General features: G+C 64.2%; 22 protein-coding genes. 6 read left to right on the top strand and 16 right to left on the bottom strand.

The window, feature by feature from the left end; translation table 11 throughout:
• Nucleotides 1-14: 14 nt before the first annotated feature.
• Entirely contained in the window at nucleotides 15-452 is a 438-nt protein-coding gene (locus JOE69_RS01175) for a VOC family protein (protein WP_309795369.1), read from the top strand.
• Nucleotides 453-505: 53 nt separating this feature from the next.
• Here JOE69_RS01175 and JOE69_RS01170 read toward each other — a convergent pair whose 3' ends face one another.
• Nucleotides 506-934 carry a MarR family winged helix-turn-helix transcriptional regulator gene (locus JOE69_RS01170; protein ID WP_309795367.1) on the bottom strand — a complete coding sequence of 143 codons (429 nt, stop codon included), beginning with the start codon at nucleotides 932-934 and terminating at the stop codon, nucleotides 506-508.
• A gap of 56 nt (nucleotides 935-990) precedes the next feature.
• Between JOE69_RS01170 and JOE69_RS01165 the strand changes: the two genes are divergently transcribed.
• Nucleotides 991-1527 (top strand): DUF6790 family protein, encoded by a 537-nt coding sequence (locus tag JOE69_RS01165; protein ID WP_309795365.1) that lies wholly within the window; start codon nucleotides 991-993, stop codon nucleotides 1525-1527.
• 1 nt (nucleotide 1528) lies between these two features.
• On the opposite strand, the gene JOE69_RS01160 is transcribed toward JOE69_RS01165, so the two are convergent.
• The gene (locus tag JOE69_RS01160; protein WP_309795363.1) at nucleotides 1529-2506 is read right to left on the bottom strand and encodes an alpha/beta hydrolase family protein; all 978 of its coding nucleotides are present in this window, start codon (nucleotides 2504-2506) and stop codon (nucleotides 1529-1531) included.
• A gap of 82 nt (nucleotides 2507-2588) precedes the next feature.
• Here JOE69_RS01160 and JOE69_RS01155 point away from each other — a divergent pair, with 82 nt between their 5' ends.
• Nucleotides 2589-4268, top strand: coding sequence for a cation:proton antiporter (locus tag JOE69_RS01155; protein WP_309795360.1), 1680 nt, complete (start codon nucleotides 2589-2591; stop codon nucleotides 4266-4268).
• Between the two features lie 6 nt (nucleotides 4269-4274).
• On the opposite strand, the gene JOE69_RS01150 is transcribed toward JOE69_RS01155, so the two are convergent.
• The 5 genes from JOE69_RS01150 to JOE69_RS01130 form a co-directional block, all read right to left on the bottom strand.
• Nucleotides 4275-5138 (bottom strand): endo alpha-1,4 polygalactosaminidase, encoded by an 864-nt coding sequence (locus JOE69_RS01150; protein ID WP_309795358.1) that lies wholly within the window; start codon nucleotides 5136-5138, stop codon nucleotides 4275-4277.
• 123 nt (nucleotides 5139-5261) lie between these two features.
• Complete coding sequence (locus JOE69_RS01145; protein ID WP_309795356.1) at nucleotides 5262-5933, bottom strand: metal-dependent transcriptional regulator; 672 nt, start codon at nucleotides 5931-5933, stop codon at nucleotides 5262-5264.
• A 34-nt stretch (nucleotides 5934-5967) separates the two neighbouring features.
• Nucleotides 5968-6765 carry a cation-transporting ATPase gene (locus JOE69_RS01140; RefSeq protein WP_309795354.1) on the bottom strand — a complete coding sequence of 266 codons (798 nt, stop codon included), beginning with the start codon at nucleotides 6763-6765 and terminating at the stop codon, nucleotides 5968-5970.
• A gap of 47 nt (nucleotides 6766-6812) precedes the next feature.
• Entirely contained in the window at nucleotides 6813-8066 is a 1254-nt protein-coding gene (locus JOE69_RS01135; protein WP_309795350.1) for a calcium:cation antiporter family protein, read from the bottom strand.
• Between the two features lie 311 nt (nucleotides 8067-8377).
• On the bottom strand, nucleotides 8378-9664 hold the full coding sequence (locus JOE69_RS01130; RefSeq protein WP_309795348.1) for a DUF2254 domain-containing protein: 1287 nt from the start codon (nucleotides 9662-9664) through the stop codon (nucleotides 8378-8380).
• A gap of 121 nt (nucleotides 9665-9785) precedes the next feature.
• Between JOE69_RS01130 and JOE69_RS01125 the strand changes: the two genes are divergently transcribed.
• Nucleotides 9786-10427, top strand: a complete 642-nt coding sequence (locus JOE69_RS01125) for a dihydrofolate reductase family protein (RefSeq protein WP_296362019.1) — start codon at nucleotides 9786-9788, stop codon at nucleotides 10425-10427.
• A 24-nt stretch (nucleotides 10428-10451) separates the two neighbouring features.
• Here the strand turns inward: JOE69_RS01125 and JOE69_RS01120 are convergent, their stop codons facing one another.
• The 4 genes from JOE69_RS01120 to JOE69_RS01105 all read right to left on the bottom strand — a co-directional run bounded on the left by JOE69_RS01120 (nucleotide 10452) and on the right by JOE69_RS01105 (nucleotide 13240).
• Nucleotides 10452-11021 (bottom strand): mycothiol transferase, encoded by a 570-nt coding sequence (locus JOE69_RS01120; protein WP_309795345.1) that lies wholly within the window; start codon nucleotides 11019-11021, stop codon nucleotides 10452-10454.
• Nucleotides 11022-11057: 36 nt separating this feature from the next.
• Nucleotides 11058-11444, bottom strand: coding sequence for a VOC family protein (locus tag JOE69_RS01115; RefSeq protein WP_296362016.1), 387 nt, complete (start codon nucleotides 11442-11444; stop codon nucleotides 11058-11060).
• Nucleotides 11445-11540: 96 nt separating this feature from the next.
• Nucleotides 11541-12227: a formylglycine-generating enzyme family protein gene (locus JOE69_RS01110; protein ID WP_309795342.1), complete on the bottom strand. Its 687-nt coding sequence runs from the start codon at nucleotides 12225-12227 to the stop codon at nucleotides 11541-11543.
• A 5-nt stretch (nucleotides 12228-12232) separates the two neighbouring features.
• Nucleotides 12233-13240: a Dyp-type peroxidase gene (locus tag JOE69_RS01105; protein ID WP_309795340.1), complete on the bottom strand. Its 1008-nt coding sequence runs from the start codon at nucleotides 13238-13240 to the stop codon at nucleotides 12233-12235.
• A gap of 477 nt (nucleotides 13241-13717) precedes the next feature.
• Here JOE69_RS01105 and JOE69_RS01100 point away from each other — a divergent pair, with 477 nt between their 5' ends.
• Entirely contained in the window at nucleotides 13718-14488 is a 771-nt protein-coding gene (locus tag JOE69_RS01100) for a GNAT family N-acetyltransferase (protein WP_309801073.1), read from the top strand.
• A 7-nt stretch (nucleotides 14489-14495) separates the two neighbouring features.
• Here JOE69_RS01100 and JOE69_RS01095 read toward each other — a convergent pair whose 3' ends face one another.
• From JOE69_RS01095 to JOE69_RS01075, 5 genes are all read right to left on the bottom strand, one after another.
• Nucleotides 14496-15470 (bottom strand): squalene cyclase, encoded by a 975-nt coding sequence (locus JOE69_RS01095; protein WP_309795338.1) that lies wholly within the window; start codon nucleotides 15468-15470, stop codon nucleotides 14496-14498.
• An 89-nt stretch (nucleotides 15471-15559) separates the two neighbouring features.
• Nucleotides 15560-15898, bottom strand: a complete 339-nt coding sequence (locus JOE69_RS01090; protein ID WP_309795336.1) for a hypothetical protein — start codon at nucleotides 15896-15898, stop codon at nucleotides 15560-15562.
• Nucleotides 15899-16362: 464 nt separating this feature from the next.
• A complete protein-coding gene (locus JOE69_RS01085) occupies nucleotides 16363-16797 on the bottom strand; it encodes a VOC family protein (RefSeq protein ID WP_309795333.1) in 435 nt (144 codons plus the stop codon).
• A 146-nt stretch (nucleotides 16798-16943) separates the two neighbouring features.
• Nucleotides 16944-17321, bottom strand: a complete 378-nt coding sequence (locus tag JOE69_RS01080; RefSeq protein ID WP_309795331.1) for a DUF3224 domain-containing protein — start codon at nucleotides 17319-17321, stop codon at nucleotides 16944-16946.
• Nucleotides 17322-17373: 52 nt separating this feature from the next.
• Entirely contained in the window at nucleotides 17374-17703 is a 330-nt protein-coding gene (locus JOE69_RS01075; RefSeq protein WP_309795329.1) for a hypothetical protein, read from the bottom strand.
• A 153-nt stretch (nucleotides 17704-17856) separates the two neighbouring features.
• Between JOE69_RS01075 and poxB the strand changes: the two genes are divergently transcribed.
• Nucleotides 17857-19581, top strand: coding sequence for a ubiquinone-dependent pyruvate dehydrogenase (poxB, locus tag JOE69_RS01070; protein WP_309795327.1), 1725 nt, complete (start codon nucleotides 17857-17859; stop codon nucleotides 19579-19581).
• Nucleotides 19582-19608 lie beyond the last annotated feature (27 nt).

The raw sequence follows: 19608 nt of genomic DNA, 5'->3' as shown, positions 1-19608 counted from the left end.
CTACACTGGGTGCCATGACGATTTCCCGCATGGACCATGTCGGTGTCGTGGTCGAAGATTTGCCTTCTGCGATCGCCTTCTTCGTCGAACTCGGCCTGGAACTGGAAGGCGAGGCGGCCGTCGGTGGCGTCTGGGCCGACCAACTGCTCGGGCTCGAAGGCGTCCAAGCCGACATTGCCATGGTGCGCACCCCGGACGGCAGCGGACGAGTGGAATTGTCGACCTTCCGCTCACCCCCGGCGATCGCGGCTGCACCGCGGCTACCAGTGAACACTCCGGGCATCCCACGGCTCACCTTCGTGGTCGACGATATCGACGACGTGCTTCGGCGGCTGCGGCCGCATGGTGCCGAACTGGTCGGCGAAATCGCCCAATATCTTCAGCTTTACCGGTACTGCTACCTCCGCGGCCCCGCGCAGATGGTCATCGGCCTGGTCGAAGAGTTGGGCTGACCAGCCCGGCCTGACGGAGTGCCCGAAGCTCTCCGCCAGCGGACGCGAGGTACTCAGCCGGTTGCCGTGTCGGCCAGAATTCCGGCTAGTCGGGCGGTATCCGCAAGGTAGCGTTCATAGGGGAAATCGTTGGCCAAAAGAGCCTGTTTGAGTTGTTCTGCGAAGGGACGTCCAGTCCGGTGGAACGCCTCGGTGCCGGATGCCGTGATGTTGACGAGCTTCCGCCGGCCATGTGCCGGATCCGGGCCGATGGCTACCAGCCCGTCATGCAGCAGCGGTTGCAGCGCCCGGCTCACTGCCGGGTCGGATATAGCCAAAGCCTCGGCGAGCTGGTGCTGAGTCAGCGGAGCCAGTTCATCGAGCGTGCCCAGCAACCGCAACTGGCTGTACGTGAGGCTGTCGTCGGCGGGCATCCGGTCCCGGGCGTGACCGCCGAGCAGGGAAACCACTCGGTGCAGCAGATCGGCAAGTCCATCATCCATGAATTCAGTCTAGCAGAATCTTGCATAAACAATATTAACAATGCAAAATAGTAGCCATGTTGAACTTTACTTATCTCGCTGAAGCCGCCACTCCCCTGTTCTTCCCGCTGGTCGCCGTGATCGGCGCTGCAATCCATTCGCGCAGCGGCCGCACTCGGCTGTCCCGGGCCGAAATCTGGTTCCGTTGGTGGGCCGTGGCCGCGTTGGGCGGCGGGTCGCTGTGGATGACCGTATCCTTCCTGACCATCCCGGAGACCATGACCGAAATGATCGGTTTCCAGAACACGCCGTTCGTCACCGAAATCGCGTTCGCCAATCTGGGGCTCGCGGTGCTGGGCATCCGCGCGGTTCACGCCCCCTATCGGGAACGGGTCACCATCGGCCTCGGTGCCGGAATGTTCCTTTGGGGCGCGACTCTGGGGCACCTCTACCAATGGATCGCGAACGGCGACACCGCCCCGGGCAACATCGGCGCGGTATTGATCTACGACGTACTGCTCCCCGTGCTGCTGATCGTCCTGGCGATGCAGTCCCGGAAACAGGAGCACCAGCCGGCCGACCGCAGCGACGCTTCGCCGGTGCAGGTGTCCTGAATCAGCCCGGGGTCTCGGCGATCCAGGCCAGGATCGTTTGGACACTCTCCGGGTCCAGACGGGTTCCTGGCTCGTTGTACCCGGTTCCCGGCGCCGCCGAAATTTCTTCCAGACTCCGCAGTTCTTCCTTGAAGACGTGATTCGCCAAGGGCGGGAACGCAAAGCTCGTCTTCGGCATCCCGACGGCTGCCGCTTGGAGCGGTTCGCCATCTGCCTGCATCTCGATCTGGATGTCCTTGCCGCCGATCATGACCAAGACCGGAATCCGGACCTCCGGCAAAGAATCCACCGCCGACTCGACCCAGAGCTCCCGGGCCAACGGCAAGTTCGCCGGTGCCTCGAAACTCGCAAGCACCTGCCGTACGCTCTCCGGAAGAGCCGGATCGGGATCCATTGGGCGCCCTTGGGCATAGCGCCGGGCAGCTTCACGGACTTTCGACATCATTTCCGAGCCGTTCGGAAGCTGCGCGGCCTGCCGCTCGAGCTGAGTCATCAGCACATCCTGGATGGGCCGGCCCGGTGGCGCCGCCAGCACGATTCCGGCGAATGGCTGCGCTTGAGCGCTGGTCGCGTAGTGCAAGATGTGCAAGGTTCCTTCGCTGTTCCCCAGGCCGATGATCCGGGCCCGGTCCACGAAGTCCAGTCCGACGAGTACTTCGACGGCGGCGACCAACTCGTCCAGATGCGATTGCATGCTGATCCGACCGAACAACTGGTCGAGGTTTTCCCGCACGTGCGGGCCGGAAGCCCGCTTGTCGTAGCGCATTGAGGCGATTCCGGCTCCGGCCAGCGCCTCGGCGAGCAGCCGTGCGCTTCCGTTGTCGCCAGGCAGCAGCGGTGAGCACCAGTCCCGATCTGTAGGACCACTGCCGGCAACCAGCACCACCGCCGGGAATTCCCCTACGCCGTCGGGCCGGGTCACGGTTCCGGACATCGTGATGCCATCGAGTTGCCAGGAAACGTCGAAGGATTCGGTCATCTGCCCAGTCTGGCAGCCGTTCCTTTTCCCGGCAATGCCATTCTGCAGCAGAATCGGCATCGCCTGCTGCCACAATGTACCCGTGACTGAATTGCTCATGGTGATCGTGCTCGCCCTCGTGGTGCTGGCCGCCACTACCCTCCTGGGCCCCCGCCTGGGCATAGCTTCGCCGTTGCTGCTGGTCGCGGTCGGCGTGGCAGCCAGCTTCTTGCCGTTCTTCGGCGCGGTGCATATCGAACCGGAGTGGATCTTGGCCGGGGTGCTGCCACCGCTGCTTTATTCCTCTGCGGTATCGATGCCGGCGATGAACTTCCGCCGCGAGTTCGGTGCGATCAGCGGACTTTCCGTGCTCCTGGTGCTTGGCAGCTCACTGCTGCTCGGCGTGTTCTTCATGCTGGTGATTCCGGATCTCGGCTTTGCCTGGGGCGTTGCACTGGGCGCGATCATCAGTCCGACTGATGCTGTGGCCGGCTCGATCATCAAACAGGCTTCGGTCTCCAAACGCGTGGTTGCGATGCTAGACGGGGAGAGCCTGCTCAACGACGCCACCGCGCTGGTCTTGCTGCGTACTGCGATCGCCGCGGCAGCGGGCGCCTTTTCGCTATGGGGCGCACTGGGCACCTTCGTCTACTCGGTGGCGGTTGCGGTTCTGCTCGGGTGGCTCGTGGCCCGGCTGAATCTGCTGGTGCGCAAACGGATCACTGATCCGACGGTCAATACCGTGATTTCTTTCACTGTCCCCTTCCTCGCCTCAGTGCCGGCCGAGTTGCTGGGCGGCTCCGGACTGGTTGCCGCCGTCGTCGCCGGCCTGGTCACCGGGATCCGCGCGCCCCGGGACCTGTCGCCGCAACATCGGCTTTCCGACTCGCAGAATTGGCGAACCGTCGAGCTGGTCCTGGAGGGTTCGGTGTTTTTGACCATGGGCCTGCAGCTCAAGTCGATTATCGAGAGCGTGGAGAACGACCATGCCGGCGTCCTGCCTGCGCTCCTCATCGCCGCCGGGGCCTTGCTGCTGACCATCCTGATCCGGGCCGCATACGTCAGCCCGTTGCTCGGTTTCCTCAATTGGCGGGTTCGGCACGACCTCCGGATGCAGGAACGCCTGCGGGGCATGCAGCAGAAAATGACGACTTCGGAAGGCAAGCAGGCCACTTACGAAGAACTGAGCCGGCGCCCGGGACGCCAAGCCAGTGAGCGGGAACTCGAACGCTTCGCCCGGCGGATCACCCACGTGCTGGCGGACATCGCCTACTTCGTCAAGCAGCCGCTCGGCTGGCGCGAGGGAACCGCGGTGATCTGGGCCGGGATGCGCGGCGCAGTGACGGTGGCGGCCGCTCAGACGCTGGACGAAAACACCCCGCAGCGCTCCGTGCTCGTGCTCATCGCGTTTTCAGTCGCCTTGCTCTCCCTGCTGCTCCAGGGCGGCACGATCGGGCCGTTGCTCCGACGCATTTCCCCGAAGGCCGGGCCCGCCAACGCCGATCCGGAAACTGAAACTGAAACCGAAGCGAGCAGGCTGTTCCGGTTGCTCCGGGCGAGCTCCGAATCCATCGCTGAGCCGCCGCAGGCCGAAGGCGATCGCCCTTCGGATAAATTCGCTGCCGCCAAGGCACATCGCTTGGCGGTGATCGCGGCGCAACGCTCCGCGCTGCTCGACGCCCGGGACAATGGAATCTTCGATGCCGAAGTGCTGGCCGATGCCCTGGACACTCTGGACGCGGATGAGATCGCCATTGAAATGCGCGGCAAATTCACCGGCTGAGGCGGTTCAGCAGGTGCGGTAATAGTAATCCGGGTCCTTTGCGGCCACCAGGTAGTGATCACGGATGATCATCGCCGTCGGACGGTCCGGGCTTTGGCATGCGGCAGGGAACGCGCTCGCGCCCAGTTCGTCGGTGTACTCGATGTCCAAGACCACCGGGTAGTGGTCCAGGTATTCCGTGCATTCTTCCCAACGGAAACAAGATTCTGCTACGGCGAAATCGTAACCCGCTCCGCGCATCTCCTTGCTGTACTCCTTGGTGTTTTTCTGCGCGATCGCCAAACCGGAACTGTGTGCCAGCCTGGCGTATTCGGCGGCCAACAGAATGTTCTGCTCAGCAGTCAGCTTTCCTTGCGAACGCAGGAACGAGTCCAGATTGTCGATTTCCACGGCGGAGTAGCCCGCACTCTTGCAGCCTTCGATCCATGGCTTGACCAGGCTGGCCAAAGCCTCGCGGTTTTGCGGACTCGACGTGTCGTAGAGGTACTCGTCGGTCCACTTCGGGTCTCTGACCGGTTGCCCGTCGATCTGTACCAGCAGCTCCGGGTGCGCCTGCCGGAAGGCCTCGGAGTCCGCCGGCTGAGTCTGGAAGCCATTGATGTAGCAAATGTCGTACCCGGCGCCGGACGGCGGGGCCAGCCGGTCCCGGGCGACCACAGTGACGCCGTTCGGCGGGTCATAGGCTCCGCCGAGCTGATAGTCGAATTTCGCTGCGGCCGGTGGCAACACCGGCGTCGGGAGCCCGATCGCCGCAGGATTTGAATCGCTCGGTTCCGGCGCAGCGGTTCCGCCCACACCGGTCGTGCAGCCGGCGACGAGCGCTGCGGTGGTTAGCCCGGAAACCAGGACGGAGAAGAATTTGGCCAACATCGGTGCCGTTCTGCTAGGCGGTCATCGGTCGCCGCCAAATGCCGACGGTCCGGTCTGCCGTGCCCATTCTGGTCCAGGGCGCCCGGCCCGTCAACCGGCCAAGTCGCCGGCCCTTCCAACGCGTCAGTTGCGCCGGTCCACCCGGACCGCCTTCGCGGCACTGAGACTGATTTCGATCGGGCCCTGCCCGGAGTGCAGCGCGATCGAGGCCGCAGCGGTGTTCACCGCGGCGACCTGCAACACCGCACCGATCGTGATCCCGCGTTCGTCCAAATAGCGCAGGATGTCCGGCGACCGGTCGGATACCCGGACCACGACGACCTCGGTGCCGGGCGCGGCGTCGGCCAACAGACCGCTGTGCGCCGTGACGATCCGACCGTCGGCATCCGGGATCGGATCACCATGCGGATCGTGGCTGGGATGCCCGATGGCGGCATCCATCCGTTCCAGGACCAAATCGGAAAGCGCGTGTTCCAGCTGATCGGCCTCGGCGTGCACCTGGTCCCAGGCCAAACCCAAGTGCTGATGCAGGTAGGTCTCCAGGATTCGGTGCCGCCGCACGATTTCGACGGCGACCGAGCGGCCGGTGTCGGTCAGTTCGATCCGACCGTACGGCTCGTAGCGGATGTACTCGTCCCGAGCCAGCTTTTTCAGGTTCGCCGAGACGGTCGAGGCAGTCACCCCCAACTGGGCGGCCAGGTCCGTGGTGGTCGGTTGACCGCCCGGCCATTCGTAGGCCTTCCAAATGAGTGTGACGTAGTCCTCGACCATCCGGGTCACCGCAGGACGTGGCATCATCCGAGTCTACCTTCGGCCGGGCGCACCGGACTCAGCGTTTGAAGAGGTCACCGAAAGGGAAACCACCCAGATTGCCCAACTTGTCGGCGAAGCTGCCTGCTTGCTCCGTCATTCCGGACACCGCTTCTCCGGAACCGCTCGCGAATCCCCCAAAGCTATCCGAGATGCTGCCGACGTCGAGCATGTTCGCCAGGGCGTCGAAATCGACGCCGAGGTTCGCCGCCTGATCAAGCAACGGCGCAGCCGCCGCGCTCGCCACCGCCGCGCCGGCGACCCCGGCCAGCAATCCGCCCGCCAGCCCGGCCCCGCCGACCACCGCGGCTCCAGTCCCGGCCCTGGCCAACAGACCCCGCATCCGACCCGGCCGCATGCTTTCCGCGCGGGTGGCCGCACGGGCCAGATCCTGCGAGGTCGCGGTCTGCGGACGTTCGTGTGCCGGCAACTCCTCGCGCATCCGTCTTTCGACCACATCGCGTTGCGCCGGAGTCAGCGAGCCGAACGCTTCCTGGTGGATGCGCTCCAGGTTGGCCGGGTCGGCGGTCCTGACCAGGTAGTCGTAGCGGGCAATCGCCGCAGCATCGGCGGCCGGGGCCGCTCGCCCGGGCTGCGGATTGCCGATGCCCGAGCCCGCACCGAAGCCGGGCGAACCCGCTGGCTGGCTGTTGGGCTGGCTGCCCGGACGGCCGTCTCCGGTCAACGTCTCCGCGGTTTTCCGGACGATGGCTCGCCAATCGGTGCCACTGGAACCGGAGCCACTGCTGCCGCTACTCGTCGCCTTTTTGATGGCCTGCGAAGCCAGCCTGATCAGCCGGTCACGGTTCTTGCTCATGGGTTCATTTCTCCTAGCTGGGTTGCCGAATCGGGGTACTGGTGCGCCTAGAGCTTGATCGATTCCGGTTCTGGCGCTGGTTTGCGCGACGGACGGCGGAATGGCGCTGCCAGCGTGGGCAGGATGTCGCGGCGGTGGATCCAGAGCAGCGGCAGCGCCGCGAGCACCTGGATGATGCTGAGCACGTAACGGCCGGAAGTGTCGGTGACGAAGAACTGGACCAGGAACAGCGCACCCAGCGCCAGTGCCGACCAGCGGTGGAAGCGCAGGCCGATGATGATCGCCACGCCGAGCACGGTCTGCGTCGCGGTCAAGGTGAATTCCTCGATCTGCCGCGCGTCGAGCGGAAGCCCGCCAGAGGTGCCTCCGCCGAGTACATGCGCGATCGGCAGCGAGCCGACCAAAAGGCTCCACTGGTTGATCTTCGAAGCGATCAGGGTGCCGATCGCAGCGGCGCCCATACCGCGCAGCGCGAACATGATCGCAATGATGAACTCGGGGGCTTCCGATGCCAGCGGCGCGAGCCATTGGACCAGGAAGAACGGGTCGATGCCGAGCGCGGAACCGGAGATCACCAGCGATTCAGCAAACGGCTCCGCCGAGGTCAGGATGATCGCGGCAGCCACCACGAAGAGCGCAGCGACCGTCCAGCGCCGCCGGGTCCGGGGCAGATTCCCGATCTCCGCCGCCATCCCGACCAGTTCCTCTTCGTCCTCGTCGTGTACCTGGCTTGCGCGCCAGAGGTAGAAGCCGAAGGCGAAGATCAACACTGCGCCGTACCAGATCGGAATCGAGCCCAGCAGCGGAATCCCGAAGGCGAGGATCGCCAGCACGGCCAGGAACCCGACGTCGAGCCGCATGCTCTTGTCCAGCACCAGTACCTTGGTAGCCTCAAGCGGCCCCTCGCCGCGCTTGGCGGCACGCTTGGCCACGGACAGGGCGACGATCACCACGAGCGCCCAGCCGAAACCCAGCAGTAACCGGTTGGAGCCGGTCATATTCGCCGCAGCGTATTGCTCGTAGGCCGAATCGCTGCCGGAGCGGAAGGCGTAGTAGAGGTCGACGGCGTATTCGGGAAGCACCGCGATCAAGGCCAGGATGGCGATCGCGAGAGCGCCCGAAATGTCTTTCTGTGCAGCTTCGGCGCCCCACGCGAGCAGGAAGGACGCGGCGACCACCGCGGCGCCGAAAATGAAAAGGTCGATCACCGGATTCGGCGCGAAGCCGGTGATCCGGAAAATGATGGCGGGAAGAGCGATGGCCAAACAGAGGCCGATTTTCGACCAAGCGGATGCGCGCATAAGGTGAGGTCCTTGGTTCGGACGCGGTCGCGAGCACCGGGGATGCTTCGGCCGCGCGCAGAGGCTGCCGAAGGTCTCGTTCGCCTCGAGGACCGAGGTGTTGCACCGGGCAGGTCCTGATGACCGCCAGCATGTCGACGCAACGCGTCCGGCCGCTCGGCCGGACGGAACTACTCCCCTTCGCTTTCAAGCCTCCCGAACGGGTTCTCGGTGTGTCAACGCACAACTGAGAGTTGGAGATGCCACACATTTCGAGGCGGCGGATGCAGTGTTCGTAGAGCCTTTGCCGGGGCTCCCCCGATCGACCGGAATCAGCCGATTCCTTGCCGATCCGGGGTCAAAGCGAAGCGGCGCAATTCCTGGTCGTTGACCTTTTCTTCCATCGACAACGTGAGCAGCTTCATATGCTTGGAAACCACCGATTCCGGATCCGGGAGCTTGCTTTCGGTGAAATCGGTGTAAACCGCGGCCAGCCGACGGGTCACCTGGGCGGCATCGGCTCCGTATTGGCGCATTTCCGAAAATGCCAGGTCTATGAGTGAGCCCCAGGTGGGCAACTCCTCGATCAAGCGGACTTCGCCGGTCCGGTCGGAATGGGCCCGCAGCCCCTCGGGTATTCTCGCCGCCGCGCGGAGCAGGGCCTGCAATCGATCGATGCACTGGACCGCAGTCGTCGGGTCGTTGACCGCCGGGGAGAGTGCCCGGACGCCGATGTCCGCAATCTGCCGGAACCCGAAGGAGATATCCCGCTGCATGGAGCGCTCCTCCCCGACGTCGAGCGAGTCGACCAGCAAACGCCCGCTTGGCTGGCCGGAGCCGGAATAGCCGAACACCGGGGTACCCTCGACCAGGTAGTCGCCGGGCCGAACCAGCAAGTGCAGGCACAAATCGCGTTTGCGGGCGTGCCGGGTCAGGCGCCGCAGGTCGATTTCGCAGAGCGCCCCGGGCCTGCCCCGGTAGCGCACCACGTCGGTCGAGCGGGCAGGCCGATCCGTGCTCGCCAGATAGCTGCCTTTTTGATACTCCTTGATCAGCGCCAGGGTCTCCCGGGTCACCACATTGATCACTTCGACGAGCCGCATCATCTTGATCGTGCTGTGCACATAGCTCACGAAGAGAATCAGATCCGTGATCACCAGCAGCATGGTGACCAGCCCGGAAAGGAACGGAATGAACTGGCCGCCCTGGACCGACGATTCCCGGACCGAGAGGTACTGCACCAGAAGCGTGTAGCAGAAGGTGGCGATGAAAAAGGTGAAAGTCAGCTTGACGATTCGGTTGCGCACGAAAAGTCTCACCACCCGGGGGGAAAGTTGCCCGCTGCTCATCTGCAGGGCGACCAGGGTGATGCTGAAAACCACGCCGAGGAAGGTCAGGATGGCCGGGCCGACGGCGGCAATCACGGTCTTGCTGGATTCCGCCAGATCGTCCAAACCGGGCGTCAGCGACTGTGAGACATATGTATCGATAGTCACGGTCAAAACGGCCAGGAGCAGTGAGCCGACCAGCCCCGCGATCGGCAGCACGATGAGCGATTCCCGGATGTTTTCCCGGATCCTCAGCCGGTGCCGGAAGGGAAGCAGTATTGCGTTGAACATCGGTCCTCTTTCCGGGAAGCCACGATCCCCCGCGCGGCAATTCATCCATACTACCGTCGCCGCCGCAACCCCGTGCCGCCAGCGAGTACAGTACAGACAAAAGCGCACAACAGGAGGAACCATGGCCGTCCGCGTTGATCTGAATATTTCGCTCGATGGTTTCGCGACCACCACCGATCAAACCCCCGAAGAACCGATGGGCCAGGACTGGGGGCGTCTCGTCGCACCGTATGTGGCTACCCGGACATTTCGCGCACGGGTGCTGCACGAGACGGACGGCGCCGGCACCACCGGCGTCGACGACAAGTACGCAGCGGCCTACTTCGAGGGAATCGGCGCCGAAATCATGGGCGCCGGGATGTTCGGCCTGCACAATTTTCCGGATGACCCGGATTGGCGCGGATGGTGGGGCGAGGAACCACCGTTCGGCGTGCCGGTTTTCGTGCTGACTCACGTTTCCCGCCCGACGCTGCAGATGGCGGGTGGCACGTCGTTCGAGTTCCTGTCCGCGGAGCCGGCCGACGTGCTTGCCCGTGCCCAGGCGGTGGCGCAGGGCAAAGACGTCCGGGTCGGTGGCGGCGTCACCACGGCGCGGCAGTTTTTGAAGGCCGGCTTGGTCGATCAGCTGCATGTCGGGATCACGCCGATTCTGCTCGGCCAGGGAATCCGGCTCTGGGATGACCTGCGTGGCCTGGAGGCCGACTACTCGGTGACTTCGGAGGCCGCGGAGAGCGGCGTGCTGCACCTCACTTACCGTCGCTGAACCGGCTGCCCGGCGTGCCTGCGGCTATTGCCCAATTCGTCCGTCGATGCATTCGCGCAGCAGGTCGGCGTGCCCGCAATGCCTGGCGTATTCTTCGATCCGGTGCACCATCAATTCGCGTACCGCAATCTGCTCGGCGCCGACCCGTTCGCCCAGATCGGGATGTGCGGCCAGCGCGGCGTCGGTGGCAGCTTGTTCCCTGCTGAGGTCCGCATAGGCGGCGTCGACCATGCTCTGCTCGGCGACCACATCGTCGAAATCGGCGTCGCGCCTGCCGTAAAGCTTCGGCAGCGGTTCGCCGTCGCCGATCCAGTTGTGCCAATCGCGCTCCACTTCGACCAGGTGCCGGAGCAAGCCGAGCAAAGACATCGTCGACGGCGGTACCGAGCGTCGGGCGAGTTGCTCGGCGTTGAGACCTTCGCATTTCATCAGGATGGTCAACCGATAATGCTGCATGTAGTCCTGCAGGGTGGCGAGTTCGCCATCCGGTGAGACCCCTTCGCTATTGCGCGGATCCTGGTCCGGATCCGCCCACATGTCGGGGTACACGGTTGCTTCGGTCCAGCGCTCGGGTTGATTGGCCACGGGGTCCATCCTGCTCCATCCGGGACCGCTGCGCCAGCCTTCGGCTTACTCGGAATGCACGATCTGGATCAAATTGCCACAAGTGTCGTCGAAGACCGCCGTGGTGACCGGTCCCATGGACAGCGGTTCCTGGGTGAACCGCACGCCCAGGGCGCGTAACCGGGTGAACTCGGCGGCGACGTCCGGCACCGCGAAAGAAGCCAGCGGAATGCCGTCTTTGACCAAGGCATCGCGATACGGTTTCACCGCAGGATGGCCCGAAGGCTCAAGCAACAATTCAGTGCCGTCCGGATCTTCTGCGGAGACCACAGTCAACCAGCGGTCCTTGCCCAGCGGCACCTCGGTCTTCTTGATGAAGCCGAGGATTTCGGTGTAGAACTGCAGCGCATGGTCCTGGTCGTCGACGAAAACGCTGGACAGATGGATTCTCATACTGGCCCCGGGGAACTTCGTAGCTGGTCGAAAAATGGCGCAAAGCCTGTTCTGCATACTAACAGGTCGGCATCGCGCAGGTCAGGGTGGCGCAGTTCAGGGTCGCGCGCCGGGATCTGGCCGAACCGGGCCAGATCCCGCTCGAGAGGCTCGCCCACTTGGCGTTGCCGTTCTCTCCGCCACGCGCAACGGAGTCCAACAGACCGGCAGCGGACCTTTGGTTTTCGCCCAGGGCTGGTCTGCGGCCGCCGACCAGCCCTGGGCGGCAGCGCCGTTTTCCGCAGCCGCCGGGCCGCAGACGATCCGGAAGCCGAGGTCTTCGAGCGATACCTCCGGAGCACTGCTCCGCCGCACTGAGGCCCGGACATGCCAGGCCTGATCCGCCCAGCCGCCGCCCCGGAACGACCGGTAGTCCGAATATCTGGCCGGATCGGCATAGTCCCAGCACCATTCCCAGACATTGCCCAGCGTGTCGTAGCGGCCAAACCGGTTGGGCAGTTTCCGCGCCACCCGGGCAGGGCCGGGCAAACCGTCTGCTGCAGTCCATGCGATGTCGTGGAGCGGACCGTAGCCCGGTCCGGTGCTGCCGGCAGGGCAAGCGAATTCCCACTCGGCTTCGGATGGCAGACGATAGCCGTCGGCTGCCGGGTTCCAGTCGACGGTTCGGCCGCTGCGTCGGCACGCGGGCCGCAACCCGACGAGTTCCGACGCCCGGTTGCACCAGTCAACCGCGTCGAACCAGCTCAGTCCGTGCGCCGGTTGATCCGGGGGGGTGTCCGGCAATGCGCTTAGCCGGCAGCGCCCGCCGATTGGTCCGGAAGATCTCCCAAACCCGCCAGCAGAGTCGCCGTCGGAGCGAAGAAGGTGGTTCCGGTGTGCGCCGTGGAAAAATCCAGGATTCGATCGTGGAGGCCGGGCGGGTCGCCGAGGAACATCCGCTCCAGCATCCGCTCGAGCACCCAGAGGCGCCGGGTGTAGCCGATGAAATAGGTGCCGAACTCGCCATTGCCCGGCCGGCCGAACGGCATGTTGTCCCGCAGGATGTCGTGTTCGCCTTGCTCGTCTTCGATCGTGGCGAGGGTCTTGTGCGATTTCTGCCCGGAATCGGCATCGGCAAGTTCGACGTTGTCCGGCTTGGTCCGGCCGATGATCGCTTCTTGTTGCTCCGTGCTCAGCCGCTGCCAGGAGTCCAAAGAGTGCAGGTACTTCTGCACCACGACATAGCTGCCGCCGGCGAATTCCGGGTCTTCTTCGGACACCAACGTGGCGTCCGGCAGATCCGGACCCACTGGGTTTGCCGTTCCGTCAACAAAGCCCAGAAGGTCCCGGGAGTCGAAATAGCGGAAGCCGGAAACCTCATCGACGACGGTGACCGCGGAACCCAAGTCCCGGAGCAGGAGCCGTTCGAACTCGAAACACAGGTCTTCGCGTTCGGCACGGATATGGAAAAGCAGATCTCCCGGCGTGGACACCGCGGTGTGCGTCGGCCCGCTGATCTGCGGAAACCGGTGCAATTCGGCGGGTGCCTCGCGGCCGGTCAAAGGATGCCAGATCCGACTGCCGATGCCTACCGTGCAGGACAATTGCGCAGCGGTGTCACGGAAGCCCACGGTCTTGACCAGGTCCGACAGGCCTGCCAAGGTTTCCCGGGCCGAGGCCATGGCCTCGGCATCTTCATTGACCACCACTACCAGGAAGATCGCCGAACTGGTCAGCAAAGCATCGACGCTTTGCGGCACGAGCGGGGAATTGCTGGACGAACCGGTCCCGGTCGATCCTGGATTCAGTAGCGCCATTGAGCGGTTCCCTTCGTGGGTGTTCAGTCAGTCGTCGAGACGGCGGGCTTCTTCTTCCTCACGGCGCCGCTTCCATTCTTCCTTCTTTTCTTCCTCTTTTTGAATGGCTTCTTCGCGCGGTGTTTTGTCGCTCATGGTGCACTCCTGTCGCTTCATGGACTCCCCCGGGCCGAAGGGTTCGACCGGTCGATGCCCTGATAACCGTTCTACAGGCGTCGGTCGATCGCCGTCAACCGGAGTGACGGCGGTTCGTGGCGCCAAAACCTGCATCTGTTCGCTCACAATTGACGTAGCGCTGCGCCCGCCGAGCCAAACGCGGCCCCGGGGTATTCTCGAGCCAGCAGCCGTCCGCGCCCACTGTTACCGTGGCAGATCGAACGAGGCAAGCCGATGATCTCTCCAGCCGAGCCAGCCGGCCGCGCCGACGTGCCCACCGAACCCTCACCGGTTGATCCTGCGCAAATCGAACCCGCACAGATGCTGGCTGCCTACGATGCGCAGCTGCGAACGCAGAGCGAAGCCGCCCACGCGCTATCGGTGGCTCGGCAAGGTCCCTTGTGGCTGATCACCTTCCGCGGTGGCTCGGGCTTCGTCACCTATCAGGACCTGGCCGGTGCCACCCCCCGCGAAATCGCCCGGATGGTCTCCGAATCGCTGGACCATTTCCGAGCCGATCCCGAGGTAATCGAGGTGGAATGGAAGACTCGGGGCCATGATCGGGCTCCGGGACTGCAGACCGCGCTGCTCACGAACGGTTTCGTTGCGGAGGAGGCCGAATCGATCATGCTGGGCCTGGCCCAGAGCTTGGCCGCCGAGATCAGCCTGCCGGCTTCGGTCCGGCTTCGGCGGATCACCGAAGCCGACGATGTGTGGCGGATGAACGCGATGCAGGACGAAGTGTTCAGCAGCTCCCCAGCACCGGAGGGCAGCAGAGCCCTGATCGACCGGCTCACCGCCGATGACGGGCTCGAACTCTGGATCGCAGAATCCGGCGGCGAGGTGATCAGCGCCGGGCGACTCGAACCGGTCGCCGGTACGGATTTCGCCGGAATCTGGGGCGGCGCGACCCGCCCGGAATGGCGTGGACGAGGTATCTATCGCGCGCTCACCGCTGCTCGCGCCCGTTCCGCGCTGCGGCTGGGCAAGCGCTTCATCAATAGCGATTCGACCGAATTCTCCCGCCCGATCCTGGAACGGTCGGGCCTGGTCAAGGTATCCACCACGACCCCGTACCGTTGGCGGCGGTAGCCGCGGTTCAGTGCCGGCGGTCCCACCAATCCAGAACCCGCAGCGAGTAGAGAGTCAGCCATTTCGACGGTTGCCCCGGCGGGACATCGACCTCGAACCAAGCGCGCCCGGGGTGGCGGAGTTCCTGCCACCAGGTGCCATCGGACTGGCGCTTGCCTGACAGCAGTTCCACGGCCTCGGCCAGCCGCGGATCCGGTGCTGCGCCGTCGTGCTCCGCGGCTAGGCGAAAGTAGTCCAGAGCTTTCAGCACGCTGTACTTCCAGCGGAACGGGTAAGCGAGCTGGCCCGCCCAAGGGCCCACGGATTGGCCCGTGGACAGCCGATTGAGCAGATGCCGTTGCAGGAGGTATTCCTCGGCCGCGTGCCGCGCCTCGGCGAGTTCCGGCACACCACCGACCCGCGATTCGTAGTACAGAATCCCAATCAGGGCATTGAGCGTGGAATGGAACGACGATCGGCTGGCACCGTCCAGCCAATCGCAATTCCAGCCGCCGTCCGGCATCGAGTGGCTCAGAAACCACTCCGCGATGCCGGAAACGTCGGCTCCGAGCCAGGCGCCGTTGGCTAGGGTGTAACCGTTAATGCAGCAATCCACCTCGCCGTGCCAATAGGGCAGATCCGCGTAGCTCCATCGGCTGTTGACGGCCAGCAATTCGGCAGTGCCGGCAAGCTCGACGGCATCCAGGCCCCAGTACCGCAGGGTGTTCAATGACCAGGTCGTGGCGGTCCAGGGTTGCCCGGCGCCGTTCGCGGCCTCGGGGCCATCGAAATCGAACCCCGCTGGAAAAAACGACCCACCGGCCCATTGCCCGTCTTGGCCCTGCAGTTGGAGCAACCGGTAGCCGAAGCCGGAGCCTGCGATCTGTCCGCGAGTGGCGCGCCAGACCTCGGCCGGTTCCTGCAAGAGGTCCCGTTCGACTTGCCAGCGCAGGGCAGGGTCGGCGTCGAGCAACCAGTCAGCCAAGGCTGTGGTGATGGTCATGACCGGCAGGCTACCAGCCGACCATCCTGCGGGCAATCAACATCCGCGGCCCGGCCCGAGCGGACCAGATTGGACGGCCGACCCTGAGGTCAGGCCGAAAGCGAGGGCGTGAGCAGATCAGATCCGGCCGGCTCCAGTTGCAGCGGCTTGACCAGCCGCAACCGCACGACCTCGGCTTGGCGTTCCGGGGCCGGAACCAACAGCAAATCCGGCCGCGCGGTGCTTTGAGGCGTGCCGGGCGCGATCGCTGGCAATTCGACTGGGAGGGCTTCCACCGGCTGAGGCCAGACCAGTCGGACCGCCGCGCTCCCGGCAAGCGCAGCAGCGCACAAGAACTGCCATTGCAAGCCGAGGAACAGGCTGCCGACGGCCCAGACGGAGGACAAGAGCAGCAACGTCCAAATGGCAAAGCTTGAATTCGCTCGCATGATGGTTTCCTCCGACCCACGATCAATGTCATAAGGCATTCGCACCAGATGCGCCCAACGATTGGTCGGGATTTTCCGACCCGGCTCTCCCCCACTGGTCTCCGCCGGGAATCTGGATCCGGATCGAGGACTGAGCCACCAGCGCGATGGAATAGAGTACCTGCGGGCGCACCGTGCGACCGCATTCGAAAACGAGATTCTGGCATGACGTCGAGCACGACCCTGGGCTTTCGGATCTTCGGTGTGGGCGCCATGGGTGCAACGCTCATGCGCGCAGCCCGGGAACATTCAGACTTCACGGTCCGCGCCGCCGCAGATCCGTCGGAGTCGGCGCGGCTGACCGCTGCGGGGCTGCTCGCCGGAGTGCGGCTCAGCGCCGAGCCGGACGCGGTGCTGAGCGATCCCGATACCGATCCGGGGTACATCACGACCCCGCCGATCCGCGCCGTGAACCCGTCGCCGGATCAGTCAGCGACGCCGAAGCGCCCGCGGTCTGCTATCGGGATCAATGGCTTCGCAGCCCGGACCTTGAGTTCCTGTACGGCCCAGGTATTCCCGTCCGGATCGGCGAAACCGAAGAAGGTGCCGCCGTCCTCCGGACTGAACACCGTGAGTTCACTCGCTTCGACTCCGCGTTCCAGAAGCTCCGCACGGGCCGCTTGCGCATCGGCCACGACCAGTTGCAGGCCGCGCATCGAGCCCGGCGCCATCTCGTTCTGGGCGGGCAGATTGCCAATGACGATTGAGCAGCCCGAACCGCGCGGCGTCAGCTGCGCCACGTGCATGTGCTCGTTTTCGGTTTCATGGTCCAGATCGAAACCCACCCGGTCCCGATAGAACTCGATCGACCGGGCCAGGTCGCTGACCGGCAACACCACTACTTCAAGAGTCCAATCCATGGTTTTCCCTAACTGTTGTGAGCGATGAGGATGATTTCCGGGCTGTCCGACGGTTCGAAGGCCTTGCCGTCCCAACTACCGCTGTTGAGCTCGTCGTAGACAGCGGCCAAGCGAGGATGGTCTTCAGTCAATACGCCACTCCAGAGTCAGGTGATGAGTGCGTCGGAATCCACCCGCAAGGAGCCGGTTCCGGCGATTCCGGCGAACTCCGCAGTACCGGAACCGGGAACGATCATCGGCATCTCATGCACTTTGCTTTCGCCCAGCGTAGTGCCGCTGTGCAGGAAATTGAAGCTTCCGGCCCGGCCGGAGATCTCACCTTCGAAGGATTCGAGCGCGACATAGCTGCCGGCGCCGGTGGCTTCGGAATAGGCGGCCGTGAATTGGGTTTCCGATCGTCCCACAATTTCGCCGCGGAAAACCTTGACCATTCGGGCCCGGCTCAGCGGCAATGCAATCTGGATTTCAGTGCCGATATCCTCGGACTGCCAATCGGAAACCGTGAAAGTGCTGGTGTTCAACATGAATTCAGCATAGAAGCCGGACAACCGGCCGGCTTGAAGAATTCGGACTGCTTCAGGCGCTTTTCGCGGAGTCGCCCTTCGGATCCTCGCGGTTTTTCAAGCCGTCCAGATCCCCGACATCGAACCCCTGCGCGGACTCGTCGGCTTCGGCGGCCGCCGGCTCTTCGGCCAAACGCCCCCGGACCTTGGAAAAAAGCACGGCCCAGATCGCCAAGCCGGCCAAAGCCGGGACCGTCCAGAAAAGCCACATGTTGAGGAAGAATCCCAGTGCGGTACTGAAGACCATCACCGGAATCATGATCAAAACTCCAGTGACCAATGACGCGTCCACCGGAATGGCGCGTTCGGGTGCCATGCTTTCGCCGAAATTCTCGCTGCTCATGAATTCGACGGTAGCAAGCGAATTCCGCAATTCGGCGCAGAACCATGGACGCTTCGGAAAGCGCAACCGGTTTGTTACCCAAGGTCCACCTTCCGGCTATGGAATGTGGCGTACGTCGCATCAATTCCGGGCTGGAACTCCTAGACTCGGGAGATGAGCAACGTCGCAGAGACCATTGTGTCAACTCTGGAAGCGTGTGGTGTGCAGCGGGTTTACGGCATTTCCGGAGATTCGCTCAACGGCTTCACCGATGCGCTGCGGGAATCCGACACGATCGATTGGGTGCACGTCCGACACGAGGAGGCGGCCGCCTTCGCGGCCTCAGCCGAGGCCGAACTCACCGGTGAACTGGCGGTGTGCGCAGGCAGTTGCGGGCCGGGCAATCTGCATTTGATCAACGGTTTGTATGACGCCCAACGTTCCCGGGTGCCGGTGCTGGCGATCGCGGCCCACATCCCGAGTTCGGAGATCGGCACCGGATATTTCCAGGAAACCCACCCGCAGGAACTCTTCCGGGAATGCAGCGTTTATGTGGAGCAGGTTTCCACTCCGGAACAGATGCCCCGGGTGTTGGATATCGCGATCCGCACCGCGGTGGAAAAACGGGGCGTGGCGGTGCTGGTGATTTCCGGCGATGTTTCGCTCGCCCAGGCGGCCAGCGAAACCGTGAGCCGCATTGAAGCCAGTCGTTCGACGACCATTCCGGCCGAGACTGAGCTGGCCAGGGCCGCCGAATTGCTCAATGCCTCGTCGAAGGTGACAATTCTGGCCGGCGCCGGTGTCCAAGGCGCGCATGCCGAACTGGTCGCACTCGCCGAAGCTCTGCAGGCACCGGTCGTGCACGCCCTGCGCGGCAAGGAATTCATTGAGTATGACAATCCCTATGACGTCGGGATGACCGGATTGCTCGGTTTCGCCTCCGGCTACCGGGCAATGGAGGCCTGCGACACGCTTCTGGTGCTCGGCTCAGATTTCCCGTACCCGCAGTTCTATCCGGCGCATGCTGTGAAGATCCAGCTGGACCTGCGAGGCGAAAATCTCGGCCGCCGCAGCCCGATCCAACTGGGCATGGTCGGCGGAGCCAGGGAAAGCATCGCCGCGCTGCTCCCCCGGCTGGCCCCGAAGCGCCCCGGCAAGCATCTGAAGACGGCTCTGGCCCATTACGCCAAGACCCGGAAGCGGCTTGACGATCTGGCGACTCCGCGGAAAGCCGGCCAGCCGGTGCATCCGCAATATCTGGCCCGGTTGATCGACCAGATCGCCGACGAAGACGCGGTATTCCTTCCGGACGTCGGCTCGCCAGTGGTCTGGGCGGCCCGGTACCTGACCATGAATGGCCGGCGGCGGCTGATCGGATCGTTCAGCCACGGCTCGATGGCGAACGCACTCTCCCAAGGAATCGGTGCCCAAGCCTCGAATCCGGGCCGGCAGGTGATCGCGATGGCCGGTGACGGCGGGCTGGCGATGCTTTTGGGCGAGTTGATCACCCTGACCCAGAACCAGCTCCCGGTCAAAGTCGTGGTGTTCAACAACTCGTCGCTGAACTTCGTCGAGTTGGAAATGAAAGCGGCCGGCTTCCGCACCTTCGGCACCGATTTGCTCAATCCCGATTTCGCCGCAGTCGCCGAAGCCATGGGAATCAAGGGCATCCAGGTCCAGGATTCGTCCGGCTTGGACGCAGCGTTGCGGACGGCATTCGCACATCCTGGGCCGGCCTTGGTCGACGTGCGCACGGAACGCCAGGAGTTGTCCATTCCGCCGGCCATCACCGCAGAGCAGGCAAAGGGCTTCGCGCTCTATGCGCTGCGCACTGTGATGTCCGGCAAGGGCGATGAACTCATCGACCTGGTGCGCAGCAACGCCCGGCAGATCTTCTGAGCGGCCCGGGTCGTTCAGGCGTCCCAG

It is taken from the genome of Arthrobacter russicus, from assembly GCF_031454135.1.
Classification (GTDB): Bacteria; Actinomycetota; Actinomycetes; order Actinomycetales; family Micrococcaceae; genus Renibacterium; species Renibacterium russicum.
The sequence above is the reverse complement of the archived record's forward strand: the minus strand, read 5'-3'. Positions and strand labels throughout refer to the sequence as shown.